Annotated in this window: 14 protein-coding genes; 3 read left to right on the top strand and 11 right to left on the bottom strand. The window is 55.1% G+C overall.

The window, feature by feature from the left end:
- Window positions 1-2: 2 nt before the first annotated feature.
- The 4 genes from ACAF76_RS00860 to ACAF76_RS00845 all read right to left on the bottom strand — a co-directional run bounded on the left by ACAF76_RS00860 (window position 3) and on the right by ACAF76_RS00845 (window position 5,360).
- Window positions 3-773, bottom strand: coding sequence for an SDR family oxidoreductase (locus ACAF76_RS00860; protein WP_421617394.1), 771 nt, complete (start codon window positions 771-773; stop codon window positions 3-5).
- Window positions 770-2,194, bottom strand: a complete 1,425-nt coding sequence (locus ACAF76_RS00855) for an aldehyde dehydrogenase family protein (RefSeq protein WP_421617393.1) — start codon at window positions 2,192-2,194, stop codon at window positions 770-772. The genes ACAF76_RS00860 and ACAF76_RS00855 overlap by 4 nt, the downstream gene beginning before the upstream one ends.
- Before the next feature lie 27 nt (window positions 2,195-2,221).
- Entirely contained in the window at window positions 2,222-3,298 is a 1,077-nt protein-coding gene (locus tag ACAF76_RS00850) for a tartrate dehydrogenase (RefSeq protein WP_421617392.1), read from the bottom strand.
- A 196-nt stretch (window positions 3,299-3,494) separates the two neighbouring features.
- Window positions 3,495-5,360: a sigma-54 interaction domain-containing protein gene (locus tag ACAF76_RS00845; protein ID WP_421617391.1), complete on the bottom strand. Its 1,866-nt coding sequence runs from the start codon at window positions 5,358-5,360 to the stop codon at window positions 3,495-3,497.
- A 247-nt stretch (window positions 5,361-5,607) separates the two neighbouring features.
- Here ACAF76_RS00845 and ACAF76_RS00840 point away from each other — a divergent pair, with 247 nt between their 5' ends.
- Window positions 5,608-6,300, top strand: coding sequence for a response regulator transcription factor (locus tag ACAF76_RS00840; protein WP_421617390.1), 693 nt, complete (start codon window positions 5,608-5,610; stop codon window positions 6,298-6,300).
- Complete coding sequence (locus tag ACAF76_RS00835) at window positions 6,278-8,692, top strand: sensor histidine kinase (protein ID WP_421617389.1); 2,415 nt, start codon at window positions 6,278-6,280, stop codon at window positions 8,690-8,692. The genes ACAF76_RS00840 and ACAF76_RS00835 overlap by 23 nt, the downstream gene beginning before the upstream one ends.
- A 70-nt stretch (window positions 8,693-8,762) precedes the next feature.
- Here ACAF76_RS00835 and ACAF76_RS00830 read toward each other — a convergent pair whose 3' ends face one another.
- From ACAF76_RS00830 to ACAF76_RS00800, 7 genes are all read right to left on the bottom strand, one after another.
- Window positions 8,763-9,026 (bottom strand): HPr family phosphocarrier protein, encoded by a 264-nt coding sequence (locus ACAF76_RS00830; RefSeq protein WP_421617388.1) that lies wholly within the window; start codon window positions 9,024-9,026, stop codon window positions 8,763-8,765.
- Between the two features lie 40 nt (window positions 9,027-9,066).
- Window positions 9,067-10,389 carry a 6-phospho-beta-glucosidase gene (locus ACAF76_RS00825; protein ID WP_421617387.1) on the bottom strand — a complete coding sequence of 441 codons (1,323 nt, stop codon included), beginning with the start codon at window positions 10,387-10,389 and terminating at the stop codon, window positions 9,067-9,069.
- Window positions 10,386-10,718 carry a PTS lactose/cellobiose transporter subunit IIA gene (locus ACAF76_RS00820; protein WP_421617886.1) on the bottom strand — a complete coding sequence of 111 codons (333 nt, stop codon included), beginning with the start codon at window positions 10,716-10,718 and terminating at the stop codon, window positions 10,386-10,388. Before ACAF76_RS00820 ends, ACAF76_RS00825 begins: the two co-directional genes overlap by 4 nt.
- 6 nt (window positions 10,719-10,724) lie before the next feature.
- Window positions 10,725-11,468, bottom strand: coding sequence for a chitin disaccharide deacetylase (chbG, locus tag ACAF76_RS00815; protein WP_421617386.1), 744 nt, complete (start codon window positions 11,466-11,468; stop codon window positions 10,725-10,727).
- A gap of 32 nt (window positions 11,469-11,500) precedes the next feature.
- Window positions 11,501-12,853 (bottom strand): PTS cellobiose transporter subunit IIC, encoded by a 1,353-nt coding sequence (gene celB / locus ACAF76_RS00810; RefSeq protein ID WP_421617385.1) that lies wholly within the window; start codon window positions 12,851-12,853, stop codon window positions 11,501-11,503.
- Between the two features lie 12 nt (window positions 12,854-12,865).
- Window positions 12,866-13,168: a PTS sugar transporter subunit IIB gene (locus tag ACAF76_RS00805; protein WP_421617384.1), complete on the bottom strand. Its 303-nt coding sequence runs from the start codon at window positions 13,166-13,168 to the stop codon at window positions 12,866-12,868.
- A 242-nt stretch (window positions 13,169-13,410) separates the two neighbouring features.
- Window positions 13,411-16,083 carry a sigma-54-dependent transcriptional regulator gene (locus ACAF76_RS00800; RefSeq protein ID WP_421617383.1) on the bottom strand — a complete coding sequence of 891 codons (2,673 nt, stop codon included), beginning with the start codon at window positions 16,081-16,083 and terminating at the stop codon, window positions 13,411-13,413.
- 189 nt (window positions 16,084-16,272) lie between these two features.
- On the opposite strand from ACAF76_RS00800, the gene ACAF76_RS00795 reads away from it, so the two are divergent.
- On the top strand, window positions 16,273-17,538 hold the full coding sequence (locus ACAF76_RS00795) for a GH39 family glycosyl hydrolase (protein WP_421617382.1): 1,266 nt from the start codon (window positions 16,273-16,275) through the stop codon (window positions 17,536-17,538).
- Window positions 17,539-17,660: the final 122 nt, after the last annotated feature.

Genomic DNA, 17,660 nt, shown 5'->3' with positions numbered 1-17,660 from the left:
TACTAGATGCCTCTGCCGCCGTCTACATTGAGGACTTCGCCCGTCACGATTTTCGACAGGTCGGAAGCCAGGTACAGGGCAGCCTGGGCAATATCTTCCGGTTGAATCAGTGTACCAAGCGGAACGCTGCTGATAAAGATATCTTTTTTCCCCGCTTCGACTGCTTCCTCGTCTCCGTTGATAAACTTCCCGAGCATTGGCGTCTCTGCAGGGCCCGGATTGATCACATTGACGCGAATCTTTTCTGGTGCCAGCTCGATCGCCAGCGCCTTGCTCAACATGATCGCAGCTCCCTTGGAGGCGCAGTACGCGTTCAGTCCTGGACGGGCGCGAATTCCGGCAATGGAGGCAATGTTCACAATGCTCCCCCGCTTTGCCGCCTTCATGTGGGGAACGGCGTATTTGGTCGTCAGGTAGATCGATTTCGTGTTGACGTTCATAATTTTGTCCCACTGTGCCAGCGACAGCTCTTCGATCGGCGTGAATGCTTGCGGCACACCCGCGCAGTTGACCAGCACATCTACCGACCCGTACACCGAGACGGTCTCCGCTACCATTGCAGCCACGCTTTCATCGTTTGCCACATCGGTCTGTACGGCGTGCGCCTTGCCCGAAGGCAGCTCCTGGACGACGGCCGATGCCGCCTCCTTGTTCAAATCCGCCAGAACGACGTTAGCACCCTGTTCGGCAAAAAGTTTGGCGATGGCTTTGCCCATCCCGGATGCCGCACCTGTTACAATCGCTGTTTTCCCTTGCAATAATTGTCCATTCACAGATTGATCACCACCATACGTTCTTCTGTCATTTCCTCTACTGCGTAACGCGGGCCTTCTTTGCCCAAACCGCTGTTTTTGACACCGCCGTACGGCATGACGTCGTTGCGGTAGGTGGATACGTCGTTAATGACGACGCCACCGTATTCCAACACGCGAGCCGCTTTCATCGCGACATTCAAATCTCGGGTAAAGATACCTGCTTGCAGGCCGTACTCGGAATCGTTGGCTTGGGCAAATGCCTCGTCCAAATCGCTGTACGGAATAATCGTCACGACCGGAGCAAATACCTCCCGGCAGACGACCTTCATTTCCGGTTTGGTATCAACCAGGACAGCCGGGTAGAAAAGCGCTCCTTCCCGTTTGACCGGCAGCAGCGAGGTCGCGCCCTCGGCGATCGCTTCACGCACCCACTCTTCGGTACGAGCTGCCTCTTTTTCGCTGATCATCGGACCCACATCGGTACTCGGATCTTCAGGATTGCCGACTTTCAGCTTTTTCACCTCGGAAATGTACAGGTCCGTAAACTGCTGGAAGACCGACTCGTGGACGTAGATACGCTGTACCGCGATACACGCCTGCCCGGCATTGTGGAAGCTGCGGGCTGCCGTCTGGCGAGCTGCCAGCTCCAGGTCTGCATCGAGATGCACGATATTGGGAGAGTTGTTGCCCAGCTCCAGCGCTACCGGACGCATGCCGCTTCGCTCCTTGATGTGGCGGCCCACTTCTCCTGAACCGGTGAAAGTGTACATCGCGATTTTCGGTTCGTCCAGCAGCCATTCGCCGACTTCGCTGCCCGCCCCGGTGACGATGTTGATATGCCCCTTCGGCAGTCCTGCCTCTTCCAGAATTTCCACCAGCAGGTACGTCGCAATCGGTGTAACGGTAGCAGGCTTCACCACGACCGTATTTCCGGCCGCGATGGCAGGAGCGATCTTGTGCGTGCTGAGCAGCAACGGATAGTTGAACGGCGTAATCGCGCCGATGACTCCTTTGGGAACGCGGATCGTAAAGCCGATCCGGTTTTCCGATCCCTCGGTCGATTGCAGCGGCACCATTTCCCCGTGAATACGCTTTGCTTCCTCTGCGGACAGCAGCAGCGTATTGATCGTGCGGTCCAGCTCGTTCATCGCGTCCTTGCGCGTCTTGCCGACTTCGCGAATCAGCGAAAGTTCCATTTCCTCACGGCGCTGTTCCATCAGTTCGGACGCTTTCAGCAAAATTTTATAGCGTTGAAACGGCGACAATGTATCCGCTTTGAATTTCTTCGAGGCAGCCTCGACCGCGTCTGTGACATGCTGCTGCTTTGCTTTGGCGATCTGGGCGATCACCTCTCCGGTGTACTTGTGATACACAGGGATGTACTGTTCCGTTTTGATCCATTCGCCATCAATGTACAAATCATACGTTTTTGTTGTCATGCATACTCTCCTCCCTTTTCTCTTATCCTAGCGAGTCGCCTGATAGATTTGACGGACGATTGCGTCACCCATTTCCTGCGTGGTCGCTTTTCCTCCCAGATCAGGAGTCCGCACCTTGCCATCGATCAATACCTGTTCGATCGAATCGAGAATCACTTGACCGATCTCCTGATGTCCCAAGTGATCCATCATCAGGCTCAGGCTCCAGATTTGCGCGATTGGATTGGCGATTCCTTTGCCAGCGATGTCAGGAGCGGAACCGTGAATCGGCTCAAACATGGACGGGTATTCCCGCTCCGGATTGATGTTGGCAGAAGGCGCGAGGCCCAGCCCTCCCACGACGGCTGCCCCCAGGTCAGTCAAAATATCCCCGAAGAGATTGCTCGCCACGACCACGTCGAACTCTTCCGGACGGGTGATAAAGTACGCTGCCAACGCGTCGATGTGGTACAGGTTGGTCTGGATTTGTGGATAGTCTTTCCCTACCTCTTTGACGATGTCGTCCCAGAATGGCATGGAATGGTTGATGCCATTGGACTTGGTAGCCACAGTCAGGCGCTTTTTCGCTTTTTTCTCGGCCAGGCTGTAGGCGTACTTGATGATACGCTCCGTCCCGAAGCGGGTGAAGACGTTGTTTTGCACAGCCAGCTCATACGGCGTTCCCTGGTGCATGCGCCCGCCCATGTTGGAATACTCGCCCTCGGTATTTTCCCGGACGACGACAAAGTCAAGGTCGTCATGTCCTTTGTAGCGGAGCGGGCTTTCCAGTCCGCGCAGCAATTTCACAGGCCGCAGGTTGACGTACTGCTGGAACGTCCTGCGGATCGGAAGGATCAGCTCCCACACCGAGATGTGATCCGGAACGCCGGGCGCACCGATCGCTCCCAGGAGAATCAAGTCGTAATCCTTCAAAATATCCAAGCCGTTCTCCGGCATCATTCTGCCGTTTTTCAAGTAATAATCGCAGTTCCAAGGCAGTTCATCGGTCGCAAAGCGAATCCCGCCATGGCTTTCTTCTATCGCTTTCAGTGCTTTTAACCCCTCGTTCATCACTTCAGGACCAATTCCGTCTCCGGAGATTACGGCGATTGAGTAATGCTGCAAAAGACTCCCCTCCAACTAATCAGCAAAATATTTTGACAATTTCACCCTATAATACAATGCATGATTCGTGCCAATAGGAGGTGGTTCGACAAAACTCCCGATTCGCCCATGTGTTCATATCGATGAACGGAAAGCCTTTTCATCTAAACAGTTGCATGAAACAATTCGATGCAACACATCGTTGCAACACTCGCCGTCATTCAAGCTGATATTGCTTGATTTTTCTCCACAGTGTCGAACGGTCCATCCCTAATGCCTTGGCTGCAAGCGTCTTGTTGTACTTCGCATTCTGCAAAGCGATGGCGATACGTTCCGCTTCCGGATGCGTCACCTGTTTTGTCTCCTCCGGCAACGATGCTTGCTGCGTGCGGTTTTTCCGGGCAAACAGCGGAGCGACGAGCTCCTCCGTAATCCTGCCCTTTTTCGCCAGAAGGACCATGCGCTCTACCATATTGCGAAGCTCTCGCACATTGCCCGGCCAATGATAGCTTTGCAGCAGCCGATAGACACCCTCGTCAATTTGTTCGATTTTTTGCGTGTTTTGCTCGTTCAATTCCTGGATCATGCTGCGCACCAGGTCCGGAATGTCTGAGAGACGCTCGCGCAAGGACGGCACCTCCAACTGCAACATATTGATCCGGTAGTACAAGTCTGCGCGGAATCGTTCCTGCTGGACTTCCCGTTCCAGATCGCGGTTCGTCGCCGCAACGATCCGCACGTCGATGGGGATATTCCGCTCTCCCCCTACCCGGCGCACGCGACGCTCCTGCAACACGCGCAACAGATGAACCTGAATACGCGGCGGCATCTCGCCCAGCTCGTCCAAAAACAGCGTTCCCCCGTGAGCCAGTTCGAACAATCCCGGCTTGCCGCCCTTTCTCGCGCCGGTAAACGCTCCTTCCTCGTATCCGAACAGTTCGCTTTCCAAGAGCCCCTCCGGCAGAGCAGCACAGTTGACGGCGACAAAAGGCCCCATCGCCCGGTTGCTTTCCAGGTGAATTCCCTGCGCGAACAGCTCCTTGCCGGTACCGGACTCGCCCGTGATCAGTACGGTGGCGTTCGTCTTGGCAAACAGGACAGCGCGTTCTTTCGTCTCCCGGATCGACTCCGAGTCGCCGATGATATTGTCCAGGCGGTACCTCGCTTCCATCCCGCTATCATGCAGCTTTTTGCGCAGCAGCATCTCCATTTTCTGAATGTCGACGATTTCCTTGAAGTTGGAGACGGCCCCTACTACCTGGTCCTTGATGATGACGGGAATACGATTGACGATGATGGAACGATCCATCACAGTCGCTATTTCTCCCAGCTCCTGCTTGCCTGTTTTCAGTACGCGCAGCAAGTCGGAGTGAGGGATGTAATCGGTTATCGGCTTGCCCAGCACATTTCCGTTCAAGCCGAGCAGCATTTTCGCCTGATCGTTCACGAGCGTAATCAGACCATTGCGATCGACAGCAATCACCGCGTCATGCGCGGAACTGACCACTGCTTCCATCAGATACTTCTCTCTCAGACGCTCTTTTGTATGTTCAACCATCGAGGCCGCTTGCTGGGCTGCCCGGCGCAGCGTGGCCAAGGACGGCTTTACTTCATGCCAGTTCTTCACGCCCTTGATGCGCAGCGTGTTCGCCATCCAGACAGGAACGAAATACAGCGCATGATCGTGGATCGCTTTGATCTCGTCCTTCGTCTGAAATGTGCAGGAAAAGCCGAGTTGTTCCTTTTGCCATGCGTACTCCTGCTCCAGCCATGTCCGCTCCCGGAGCGATCCGCATACAACCACTGCCTCCTGCGCGTTCGCCGATGGCTCATCGCCTCCGTGCGGAAGTGTCTCCCACTTTTTCTGCACGTCTTGCAAATCGATAGAAAGCGAGACAACCGGCAGGGAAAGCCCCTCCAGCTCACTGCAGTAAGGCTCTGTCGTAATGACGACAAATGGATTCATCATGTGGTCTATGATGGATTTCAACGAATAAAAATACCCAATGCCCTGGGACATATCTCCTAGCAATGCCGCTATTGTTTGCTCCAGTTCCTTGTCTAGTCTGTATAGGGCAATCATAGCTCCTCCTGAACTTCTCTCCAAATGATCTGCGGTTTCGTGGCTATCCTGCTTATGCCATACTACCATGTATAGTAGTTAATCACAGCTTATCACGCCGGGCAATGAAAATGTGCCCCCGTTTCCTGCCATAGATGAACTGTTCGGAGCGATTCGTAAGAAATTTGTAAGAGTTTCTTGCACTATTTCGTTAAAACAGCCCGGTAAGATTAGGACCAGTGAGGCAAGAGAGAAAGGAAGAAGGTTGATGACCCGTTACAATGTGCTCGTCGTCGATGATGAAGCGGAGATCAGAGACGCAATCGAAATTTACTTAAAGGACGAATCCATCGTCGTCTTCAAAGCTGGCGACGGCCTGGAAGCCCTCAGTATTTTGGAAGAGACAGAGATTCACCTCATTATTCTCGACATTATGATGCCAAAAATGGACGGGATCACCGCGACGTTTAAAATCAGGCAGGAACGGAACATTCCGATCATCATGCTCTCCGCCAAATCAGAGGATACGGACAAAATCCTGGGCCTGAATGTAGGAGCAGACGACTACGTGACCAAGCCGTTTCACCCGTTGGAGCTGGTGGCACGCGTGAAATCACAGCTCCGCCGTTATACGCATCTCGGCACGTACAAAGAGAACCAGGACGAGATCCACGTCCGCGGACTGACCTTGAACAAGCAGACCAAATCAGTGACGGTCGACGGCAACGAAGTCCGCTTGACGGCTACCGAGTACAAAATACTGGAGCTGTTGATGAACCATTTGGGTCGGGTGTTTTCTATTGAAGAAATCTATGAACGGGTCTGGAAGGAACGCTTTCTAAACGGCGAAAATACAGTCGCCGTCCACGTCAGGCGGATACGGGAAAAAATCGAGCTGAATCCGCGTGACCCGAAATACTTGAAGGTGGTGTGGGGAATTGGATACAAAATCGACAAATAAGCGCGGATTCCTGCGAGTCGTCATGCTCGGGTTCGTCTTGACGGTGACGATCCTGGCGATCACTGTCGTGGATCTGACTGATAAAAGCCATTATCTGGATAAGGACTACTATCTCAACCAATGGGGGTATTCGATTCACGATGAATTGTTCGTCTTGGCCAAGCTGATCAAAGATGTCCATGCAGATCCGACAAACCGCTCCACAACAGTTGACAAGGTAGCGCCCCAAGACCTGCAGAGACTGAACGAGGAACGCGAGCAGAAGCTGGCAAAAGCCAATGCGGAAGCAGCGGCCCAGTTCGATCAGAAAATAAGCGAGGCACGCGCAGCAGAAAACCACGACCTGGTAGCGCAGCTTGAAGCAGACAAGGCGAAGCTGCTCTCCGAAAAGGAACAGCAAATCCAGGAAGCATGGGATGCCAGCGTGCTTCAACTGGCTAGGGCCGCAGATATGCGGTACGAGGTAAAGCAATACAGCCTGCTGCTGCGGGACGGAACATTCAAGTACTACATCCGGGACAAGGGCAACGACAATGTGTACACCAATCTGGAAAGCGAGCCGACCGAGCTGGAAGTAAGGCAAAGCGCGCTGATTACAGTGCAAATTCCTGCAGCCAGCGGAGAAGACAGTTGGGGGCTGACACGCTTTTTTCAAGAAAATCGCTGGGAAGGACTAATCTATATCCCGAAGAAGCAGCCACCGTACTCTCCCGAAATCGATGAAAAAAGGGCTGAACTCCTGCAGCGCTACAGCCAGCCGGAGGAGAGTTCCCAGCCGGAGCAGACAGAAGCGGACACCGCTTTCAATGACGAGGTCGATGTCCATCGAGAAATAACTGCGGCAACCTACCCGACAGATTTCCAGGCCCATGCAACCATCGTGGAGAAAACTCCCGATATTCATGCAATGCTGAACGCAGCCGAACAAGGCCATTTTCACAACATGATTTCTGATGCGATCTACTACCAGTCCTTGCGCGAGCGATTGCTGAAAGAAATCTTCGTGCTCGTCATCGGCTTGATTGCAGCCGCTGCGCTGGCATGGTATCTGAAAGAGCAAAAAGCAGCGGAACATCCGATTGTCGTCAACAGCCTGGCTGTCATGCGTCGCCTGCCGCTTGACATCCGCTTGTTCCTGCTCTTGCCAATCGGTTTGGTGTATTTGATCATCATCGCATCGCATACTTTCTTTTCGCTACCGATTGATTTCGGTCATGTTGTACAGCTTTTCCTGCTTAGCCCGCTTACCTTCCTGTTGCTGCTCTACCTGCTCGAAGCCTGGCAATACTATAAAAACCCGTCCACCTTCCAGGAAGCTTGGCACAAAAGCTACTCCGTAAAGCTGTACGCACTATTGAATGACAGCTTTGCCAACAAAGGCATTCTGTTCAAGCTGGTGACGTTGTTCGTACTGAGCGGCGGCATGGTTCTCAGCGTACCCGCCGGGTTGCTCGCGCTTAATGCCGGTGGCGGCGAAGGAACCTTGGTCTTGCTGTTTTGCCTGTTTTACAGTGGATTCTATCTGCTGTTTGTCCTTCCCTACATCCTGCGCCGCCTGTCCTTGCTCAACCGCATTATCGCAGGTGTCGCCCAGATGTCAGAAGGAAATGTTGATACGGTCATCGATCCGGGAAGCACGAAAGGCAAGCTGGCGAATACGGCTCACGCGCTCAACCGGATCAAAGACGGGGTGCAACGCTCCCTGCAAGACCAGATCAAAAGCGAACGGCTCAAATCAGAATTGATCACCAATGTCTCGCACGATTTGAAAACGCCGCTCACCTCGATCATCAATTACGTCGACTTGCTGAAGCGAGAAGACACTACAACCGAGGAACGGCAAAATTACGTGAGCATTCTGGAACGGAAGACAGAGCGGCTGAAGGTGCTGATTGACGATCTGTTCGAAGCGTCCAAGATGGCGAGCGGCGCCGTCGAGCTCAACATCGAGCGGGTAAACGTGTCTGCCCTGCTGAACCAGGCAATCGCCGAGTTTAGCGATAAGATCGAGGAATCCTCGCTCACCTTCCGCGTCAACGTCGAGAACCAGAAAATCTACGCGAAGCTCGACGGCAAAAAAACATGGCGCGTCTTCGAAAATCTGATCAGCAATGCGCTCAAGTACGCGATGCCAGGAACGCGGGTGCATATCGAGCTGACCGAGGACGACGCAGCGGTCCATTTCGCCATCAAAAACGTCTCCTCGTACGAAATCAACTTTGACGCTGACGAATTGTTCGAACGCTTCAAGCGGGCCGACACGTCGCGCAATACAGAAGGCTCCGGTCTCGGCCTGGCGATTGCCAAAAGCATCGTCGAACTGCAGGGCGGCACCATGTCCCTTGCCATCGATGGCGACTATTTCAAGGTGAACGTAAGGTTTCCGAAGTGACGGCTGCCAAGAAGGAAAGCCAACCACCCGCTAGTTATCTGGCAGATGGTTGGCTTTTTCACTTGCATCGCTACATGGCGAAATCGCGCAAAAAAAGCTGGCGAATGTCCTCGGCTGCCTCCCGCTCATCGGCTCCTTCGATTTCAAAGTCTACCTCGTCCCCTGGTTTCGCTCCCAAGGCCATCACGCCGAGAATGCTTTTTCCGTTCGTCTGCCTGTTCCCGCACCTGATTGTTACCGTCGACCGGTACTGGTTGATCTTGTGCACCAGGACAGAAGCCGGGCGCGCGTGCAGTCCGCCGCTGACGTTTACCTTTTCCGTAAACCGAACCATCGCAAACCTCCCTTTTGCACGGCGTACGATTCTTTTCCGTTTATCCGACAGACTTGTAAAACTGCGGCAGGTACGACTTGTGCGCCTCCAGCATCTCGTCCAGCAGTTGCTTGGCAACCGCATCGGAGGGGACGAGCGGATTGATCGTCATCGCCAGCAGCGCGAGTTGATAGTCGCCAGTCACGGCAGCCTCGGCCGCAATCCGCTCAAACGATTTAATCTGCTGCACCAGCCCGCGTACGGCGACCGGCAAATCGCCTACCGCCAGCGGAATCGGCCCTTGTTTGGCAATCAAGCAGCTTACCTCGACGGCGGAGTCGTCCGGAATGCCGGAGATCGCTCCGTTGTTGCGCACATTGACGGGCTGGATGTCCCGCCTGTCGTTGTAGATGGAGTGGATCAAATCGCAAGCCGCTTCGCTGTAGTAAGCTCCACCGCGCTGTTCCAGTTGCGGCGGCTTGACTGCCAAATCGGGGTCCTCGTAGAGCGCGAACAGCTCCGCCTCCACCTGTTTGACCACTTCCGCCCGCGTACCGCTTTTTTTCGCCTCCTCCAGTTCATGCGCAAGCATCGTTTGCGTCTGGTAGTAATAGCGATGGTACGGACAAGGCAAAATCCCCAATGCCTTGATAAAATCCGGCTCCCAGCCGAGATCGAGAATATTTTGCATCGTGATGCCCGACTTTTCACCGCACAGCTTTTCGATGACCTGCCGGGTGACATCCACGCCGTCCAGGTAGACAGCCGTGCCGTACACCATATGGTTCAATCCGGCAAATGTGATGTGAACCCGCTGCTGCTCGACGCCGAGCAATTCAGCCACACCCATCTTCATCCCGATCGGTACGTTGCACAGCCCGATGACCTTGTTCCGGTTGGTATACCGCAGCACTGCCTCGGTGACCATGCCGGCCGGATTGGTAAAGTTGATCAGCCAGGCGTCCGGGCACATCTCTTCCATCTCGCGGCAAATCTCCAAAATCACCGGAATCGTCCGCAATCCTTTGAACAAGCCGCCTGGACCGTTCGTTTCCTGCCCGATGACACCGTACTGCAACGGTATTTTCTCGTCGAGAATCCGCGCATCCAGCAGCCCGACGCGAATTTGCGTGGTGACGAAATCAGCTCCGGGCAGTGCCTCTCTTCTGTCCAGTGTCAGGTGTATCTCGATCGGAACTCCGGCCTTTTCCACCATACGCTTCGCCAATGCCCCGACCGTTTGCAGCTTTTTTTCCCCCGCCGGAATATCGACCAGCCACAACTCGCGTACGGGCAGCTCGTCGTACCGCTTGATAAAGCCCTCGATCAGCTCCGGCGTATAACTGGAGCCTCCGCCGATGGTGACAACCTTGATTCCGCTCACGCCCCTGCCTCCTCGCTCTCGTGTATGCGTTCGTACAGCTCCACGAACTCGTTGGCAAGCTCCCTGGTCGTCATCGCGTTCATCAGGTGATCCTGCGCGTGGACCAATAGCATGCTCAGCCCGACGTCTTCGCCGGCAACCTCCGCCTGGATCAATGCCGTCTGATGCTGGTGCGCCTTGGCCAATTCCTCCCCGGCGCGCCGCAGAACCTCTCTTGCCCCCGGCATGTCTTTGTCTTTCGCCAGCGCAATCGCCTCCATGGCCAGGCTTCGCGCGTTGCCGCCGTGCAGGATGATCTGAAAAGTCGCTTCCGTATGGTTCACTTGCATCTCCACCTATCCGATTTCTTGAAATGTGACAAGCTCGATCCCACTATTTGCGATGCGTGCCTTGACGGCAGTAGATGTCAGGATTTGCAGTTCGCGAACCCTTTGCCGAACGTATGCGCTATTGGCAAGCAAATATTCGTCCTCATAGCCCGGATGACACATAATCTCGGCCGTGGCACAAGGTCGCAGCGTTTCCACGATAGCGAGAAACGCCTCCTCACTGAGCGCGTCTCCGTAAAACTGGCTGGAAAAGCCCTCTGTCGAGCGCACAGCCAGCCCTGCCCTCCCTGGTCCGGCAAGTGGCCAGGGCTGGCGAACGGGCACACGGTATCGCTCCGCCAGCCGCAGCACGACGGGCAATATCGTTTCCTGCGCATGGACGTGATGATGGCTGTCCAGATGGCTGAGCCGCAGTCCCGCCTGCAAAAACCGCTCGATCTGGGCGGAAAATTCCCGCTCCACCTCATCCGGATGCACGGCAGCCAGATGGTCCTGCCCGCGGGGAAAGCAGCCCGCAGAATCGGTGAGCGAGGGGACATCGGGACATACCGGCTTGCCGCACGTAAGCACCAGATGGACGCCTGTGCCCAATCCCGGATTTTCCTTTGCTAGCCGGATCGCATGGGCAAAGCCGGGCATGTTGACCATCAGCGTAGCGGAGGAGACGACACCATTGCGGTACGCCTCCACGATGCCGTCGTTTACGCCTTTGCAATAGCCAAAATCGTCCGCGTTCACAATCAGTTTCATCTCATCCTGATTCCTTTCTGCCGTATTCCCGTTTACATCGTGATGGACGGATCATTCTTCTTGGCCGCCTCGCTGGATTGTTCCTCGCTCAGCTTTTTCTGGTCCCACAGGCAAAAAAACGGATAGTAAATCAGCAGTGCGACAATAAAGTTGAACACCTGCAGCACCACGCCGGAAATTTTGCCCCCGGTGGCGAGATAGCCGCTAAATAACAGCGGAGTCGTCCACGGGACAGCCACCCCGTTCGGCTTCGCCACCCAGCCGAGCGACATCGCCACGTACGTGATCACCACCAGCACGACAGGTGCGATGATAAAGGGGATGATCAGCAAAGGGTTCATCACGATCGGCATCCCGAAGATTACAGGTTCGTTGATGTTGAACAGGCCGGGACCGACGCCCAATCTGCCGATGCTCTTCAACTGCTTGCTTTTCGCCATCGTCAGCATGAGCACGACCAGGGCCAGCGTCGCCCCGGAGCCGCCTGCGTAAACCCACATGTCAAAAAACTGCTTGGTGATAATGTTGGGCAGTTCGCCTGTGGGATCAGCCTGAAATACTGCTCTGTTCTGATCCATCAAGGCGAGCCAGATCGGCCCCAACACCCCGTCGACGATGGCCGCCCCGTGCAACCCCACCGCCCAGAGAACGTGTACGAACAAGACGGCGACAATCCCGCCAAGCAAGCTGTTGCCCAAGGTGCCAAGCGGTCCGGCGAGCAAGTCGGAGACGACGTTGTGAATGCTCTCAAACGGCGTATTTTCCAGTAAAATGCGCAGCAGCCAGACGACCAGCAGCACAGCAAAAGCTGGAATCAAAGCGACAAACGAACGAGAGACAGCCGGAGGAACCCCTGCAGGCATCCGGAAGACGATGTTCTTCTGGACGATTTTGCGGTATATCTCCGTGGACAAAATGGCCAGCAGCATCGCGACGAACAAGCCGCGGCTGCCCATCAGCGAGACCGGGATGACCCCGCCGACCTCGAAAGCCTGTGCAGCTCCTTCCGGCGTAAACAAGGTCTTGTACGGAGTTGCCAGCAAAAACGCCGCTACAGAAATCGCTCCGGCCGAAATCGGGTCGACCCGGTACCGCTCTGCGAGACTGTAGGCAACGCCAAAACTGACGATCAGAGCCATGATGTCGAACGTGGCGTTCACCGGATACAGCAGCTTGGTTAACCAGTCGTCACCAAACAGTCCGCTCATAAACTCGCTGTATCCCGGTATGGGGAGAAAACCGATGATGAGGAAAAGGGAGCCGATAATCAACAGCGGCAAGGTTAAGATAATTCCATCGCGGATCGCCTGCAGATGCTTCTGTTCAGCGAGCCGCCCGGCAACCGGCATGACCCGGTTTTCCAGAAACGAAATAAATCCTGCCATATACACCCTCCTCTACTTTTTCAGACGGAGCGCGTGCTCCAGGACGTTTTTCCCGTTGAGCGTCCCGTAATCCGTCGCCTGGATCACGTCAACCGGAATCCCCCGCTCCTCACCTGCCTTGCGCATCTCCGCCAGCTTGTAACGGACTTGCGGTCCCAGCAGGAGAACCTCTGCTTGCTGGATATGCTGCCGCACCTCGGCTACGGACACCGCCCAGATTTTCGCTTCGACCCCCAGTTCCTTGGCAGCCTGCTCCATCTTTTGCACCAGCAGACTTGTCGACATACCAGCGTTGCAGCAAAGCAAAATATTCATGCCTTCCCCCCCTTTCCGCCTTTGGCAACCGATAAACAGCAAGCTGCGTGCCAAAACAGCTCTGATTGTATGCGCTTTCAAACCAAGCGGCGTCCCTGCGCGGTTTGTTTCCCCTTTGCCTGTCCCTGTTTATTCCGAGTGTTTTGCCGAACCCGCCTTTGTGTTTCGTTTTTTGACCGCCATTTCCCAAAAGAAAACGCTAATTCCGTTCGTGTTTTGCCTCTCCTGCCATGCTTTTTTTCTCACGCCTCCTGAAGAAAAAAATCCATGATAAAACAGACATCGTCGTCGCTGACTACAATTTCGTACTTGTCGAGAAGCGGTTGAAGCTCATGGCGAACGAGACGGTAGACGGTCTTGTGTCTGCAAAGAAAGCGCTCCTTGCCGGCATACTCCACCCGATCGCCGCCCCTCTTCAAGCGGTCTACCAGACAGCAGACATGCAAATAGATGCCGATCCGCGTGTCAAAATCAAGCTCATGCTCCAGGCTCTCCTCCATGCGTGCCACACACTTCCGGACATCGCGCAAAACAGCCTTTCCCTCCATCTGCTGAAATTGCTGCTGCAACGTCTCTTCCATCGTCAGCAGCGCCTCTTCCTGGTCGATCGTCTGCTGGATATCGTGCAGCGCCTCCCCGGTCAGCACGTCGTCCATGCCGAAGCAGCGCACATCCTTGTCCAACACGTAATTGCTGACCACGCAAAGGACTTTGCGCTCCTCCTTGATCCGCTTCAACTGCTTGCGCGCTTCCGCCTTGTCGGCGAGCTGAAGCGGCACGAATTCCAGAAGCGCGGCGTCGTAGCGCAGCCGGGATTGCAGCAGCTTTTGCAGGAACAAGGCGCTGCCTTCCCCCGTCAGACAAGCGGCGACGATGGCCAGTGACGGACCCGCCAAAGCCCTGGTCTCTCGTCGCCGGGGCTGCTCCTGGTACAGCAGCGAAACGCTGGCCACATCGCGGTACACATCCTCCAACGGATGACCCAACATCGCTTTTCTCGTCGCTTCGATCACGTGCGGCGTGCTGACCATCGGGATCACCTTGACCGGTACGCCCAGCTCCTGCTCGAGAATATCGCCAAAACCGAGCAGCGACCCCATATCGACCAGCAGCAACAGACCCGCGCTGCCGCTAATCTCCCTGGCCACCCTGACGGCCTGCTTGAGAATCTCCCCGGTATCTGCTTCGAGCGGCACATCGATTGCGCGGGCGTACTGCGTGACCAGCAAGCGGTTGGTCACGTCCACCATCGCCGTCGCCCCGCCGCTTCCGTGAGTGATTACCAGCACGCCGACCTTTTCCTGCTCCGTCTGCGCCGACTCGTCGTCCAGCACAAAAAACATCGTCACGTAGCCTGCTTCGCCAATCGGCAAATCGAGCAGCAGCGCTTCCTCGATCATGCGTACACACTCCAGCGCTACGGCAAATTCCTTTTTGTACTTCACGCGCACGCTGTTGACGTGGGGATTGCTGATCGGCTTTCCTTGATCCAGCCGCTCCCGCAAAGTCTGGATATGCAAGGCAAGACCGAAGATCACCTTTTGGCTCAACACCTTCCCCAACCTGTCTTCGACCAGGCGCACGATCTCTTCCACCAGGCGGACAATCACCGGGTCGATGATCCGGGCCATGTCCTCCTTGTTGAAACGCTGCTGTACACCTTTGATAAACGGCGTAAAGTAGTTTTCGATGTCAAACTCCAGTTCTTCTTCGCTAACCCCTTGGCTGCGCAGCTCGTTAATCTTTTGCTCGATCTTCTCGTAGACGCTCTCTGTGGCCGACTCCCGCCTCTGCTCCATAACGATGCTTTCCACCTGCGGCCAGACGACGAAGCTTTTTCGCTCCCCGCCAAACAGTTCATCCAGCGCGTGCCGCTGCTCCTTGGCGAAAAGCAAGCCCTGTTTGACGTGATGCGGCAAATCCTGGACCGAGATGTGCAGCTCATGTTTGCGCCCGGAAAAAAAATCAGCGTAGGCGCTGGCGCAGGTCAGCTGGATGTCCGTTTTCAATTGACCGATATTGTTGGGGCAGTGGTAGGACAAAAAGGCGTGGACGGCATTGGCGGAAATCTCGATCTCCCGGCCCAGGCGAAATGCCTCTTCACGGAAAAAGTTCATCACCAGCCCGTACCGCTCCTCGATGCCCCGCTCTACCAGGGAGGGCAGCTTGATGATCATCGGAATTCTGCGGATAAACGTCTTGAGCAGGCTTGACTCCGGGTTTTCCGTCGTCGCCGAGACAATCTGCACCTGTGCCGTCCGTTCCGCTTCCGTTTCACCAACCCGACGAAAGGTTCCCTTGTCCATAAAAGTGAAAAAGATTTCCTGCCCTTCTGCCGGCAAGCGGTGAACCTCATCGAGAAAAAGAATTCCGCCGTCCGCTTTCTCCACCAAGCCCTTGCGATCATGCTCCGCTCCCGTGTAAGCTCCTTTTTCGACTCCAAATAGCTGGCTGATCAAAAGCTGGGGATTGTTGGCGTAATCGGCGCAATTGAAGACGACAAACGGCGCCTCCCGCTCCATCCGCCCCACATCGAGCGCAAATTGGTGAATCCAGCCGGCAAATACGGACTTGCCCACGCCTGTCTCGCCCAGGATCAAACAATGCATCCCGCGCGGCGGGTACAAAACGGCCGCCTTCGCCTGTTCGATCTGCGTCCGCAAACTGTGGTTGAGCTTCGCCAGACGGTCCAACGTCGTCTCTTCGCGGAACAAGGCGTCGGCCACCGGCTTTGCCTGAAACAGCGTCGGTCTCCCTTGCGTTTTGACCACCTTGCCTTCCTTCCACAACTGGTTCAGATCGCTGCTCACATTGGCCCTGGCCAGTCCCAGCAGCTTCGCCAGCCCGCTTGCGTCGACCTGCCTTTGCGGTCCCAGCTCCAGCAGCTTCTGATAAACCTGGTCGATTCGTCTCACGTTTCATCACCTGCACATATGAACTGGTATCTGTTCCCGGAACATCCATTTGCAAAAAACCATTCATTCGCTGTGCAACGTACCATTTGCAATGAATACACTTGTAGTGAGGGTGAATGAAATCATCAAAAGGGGGAGTAAACGATAAATACGGATGACAGAACCGGCGCGGAACAGAATACCGAACCCGTGGATGCAAGGAATCTGTCTTTTGCCCAAGAACGGGAGACATCGCAGCACTCGGCGATCGACCGGAGTGTCTTCGGCATGCATCTGGAAGTGCCCGTCCCCGAATCAGACCCCGGTTCTCCCGTCACACCGCTCAGAAACTTGCGGTTCGGATTTGGCTCGTGGCGCTGGTGGGATACAGGCACAACCTGGCGCATGATTGAACCGAGAAAAGGGAGCTTCACCTTTGCCTTGATGGATAAACTGATGCGGGTAGCAGAGGAAAACAATCTGGAAGTGGTTCTGACGCTTGGCCAGCCCCCGAACTGGGCTACCGGAGGCAGAAAAGGTACGGGCTCCAACCCCGGGAACGCCTACAACAACCTGCCTCCCTTGAATATGGCGGACTGGCGCAATTATGTGAAAACGGTCGCTTTGCGCTACAAAGGAAAAATCAAGTACTACGAGGTGTGGAACGAGCCAAACCTGAAAGAGTTTTTCGGCGGTTCGGCAGGGCAGCTTGTCGATCTCACGCGTGAAGCAAGGACCGTCCTGCTCGCCGTCGACCCGGGGATCAAGCTCCTTGGTCCAGCGGTGACGACTCATTCCGGCTATCCTTTTTTGGAAGAGTTTCTTCGTCTCCAGGGCGGCCGCTACATTGACATCATCTCGCTGCACTACTACGAGCACCCCTCGCCGCCGGAAGCGCACATTGCCGTCACGCGAAAATACCGCGACCTGATGAAACGCTACGGAATGGGCGATACGCCCATCTGGAACACGGAGGCAGGCTGGCGGCACTGGCATTACAAGGGGAGGTATTATTCCGGGGACCAGAACAACAAGCTGGTCATGCCCGATGACCTGGCAAGCTCCTATATCTTCCGGCTGTACATGACAAACATCGTGGCAGGGATTGCACGCACCTACTTTTACGGCGTCGATTCCTGGTGGAACAAACTTCGGCTGATTGATGTCGAAAACAATCGACCCAATCTGCTCACAGGAGCGGGACGCGCCATGCAACGGACCGTTTCCTGGCTCACAGGCGCAGTCGTGGAGAACTTCACCCGAACCACAGAAGGGATATATTTTGTCTCCCTGAAAAAAGCCGGGAAGCCCTGTCTGATTGCCTGGACGGACGACGATGCCTACATTCCCCTGCGCCTTCCTGCCGACATGCGATCCGGACGCTTTACCACGGTCTTGGGCACGGTTTCAACGCCGAAGGACAACTACGTCTTTGACAAAATGCCTGTCCTGATCGAGCTGCCGGAACGCAAATAAGTCAGCCCCATGCGAAAACTCGAAAACGACACCAGTTTGTGAAGACATCCATTTCACAAACTGTCTTTTTGTGGAAATTTCCCCTTCAATGGGATTGTATTTGATCGGCATCCCAATTATTC

The sequence above is a fragment of the Brevibacillus sp. TJ4 genome (assembly GCF_044627595.2).
Lineage (GTDB): Bacteria > Bacillota > Bacilli > Brevibacillales > Brevibacillaceae > Brevibacillus.
This window is presented reverse-complemented; position numbering and strand designations above follow the sequence as displayed.

Coding starts and splice junctions, on each gene's coding strand:
- ACAF76_RS00855 (WP_421617393.1), bottom strand. CDS start 2,194: ATGACAACAAAAACGTATGATTTGTACATTGATGGCGAATGGATCAAA.
- ACAF76_RS00845 (WP_421617391.1), bottom strand. CDS start 5,360: ATGATTGCCCTATACAGACTAGACAAGGAACTGGAGCAAACAATAGCG.
- ACAF76_RS00840 (WP_421617390.1), top strand. CDS start 5,608: ATGACCCGTTACAATGTGCTCGTCGTCGATGATGAAGCGGAGATCAGA.
- ACAF76_RS00830 (WP_421617388.1), bottom strand. CDS start 9,026: ATGGTTCGGTTTACGGAAAAGGTAAACGTCAGCGGCGGACTGCACGCG.
- ACAF76_RS00820 (WP_421617886.1), bottom strand. CDS start 10,718: ATGCAAGTGAACCATACGGAAGCGACTTTTCAGATCATCCTGCACGGC.
- chbG (WP_421617386.1), bottom strand. CDS start 11,468: ATGAAACTGATTGTGAACGCGGACGATTTTGGCTATTGCAAAGGCGTA.
- celB (WP_421617385.1), bottom strand. CDS start 12,853: ATGGCAGGATTTATTTCGTTTCTGGAAAACCGGGTCATGCCGGTTGCC.
- ACAF76_RS00805 (WP_421617384.1), bottom strand. CDS start 13,168: ATGAATATTTTGCTTTGCTGCAACGCTGGTATGTCGACAAGTCTGCTG.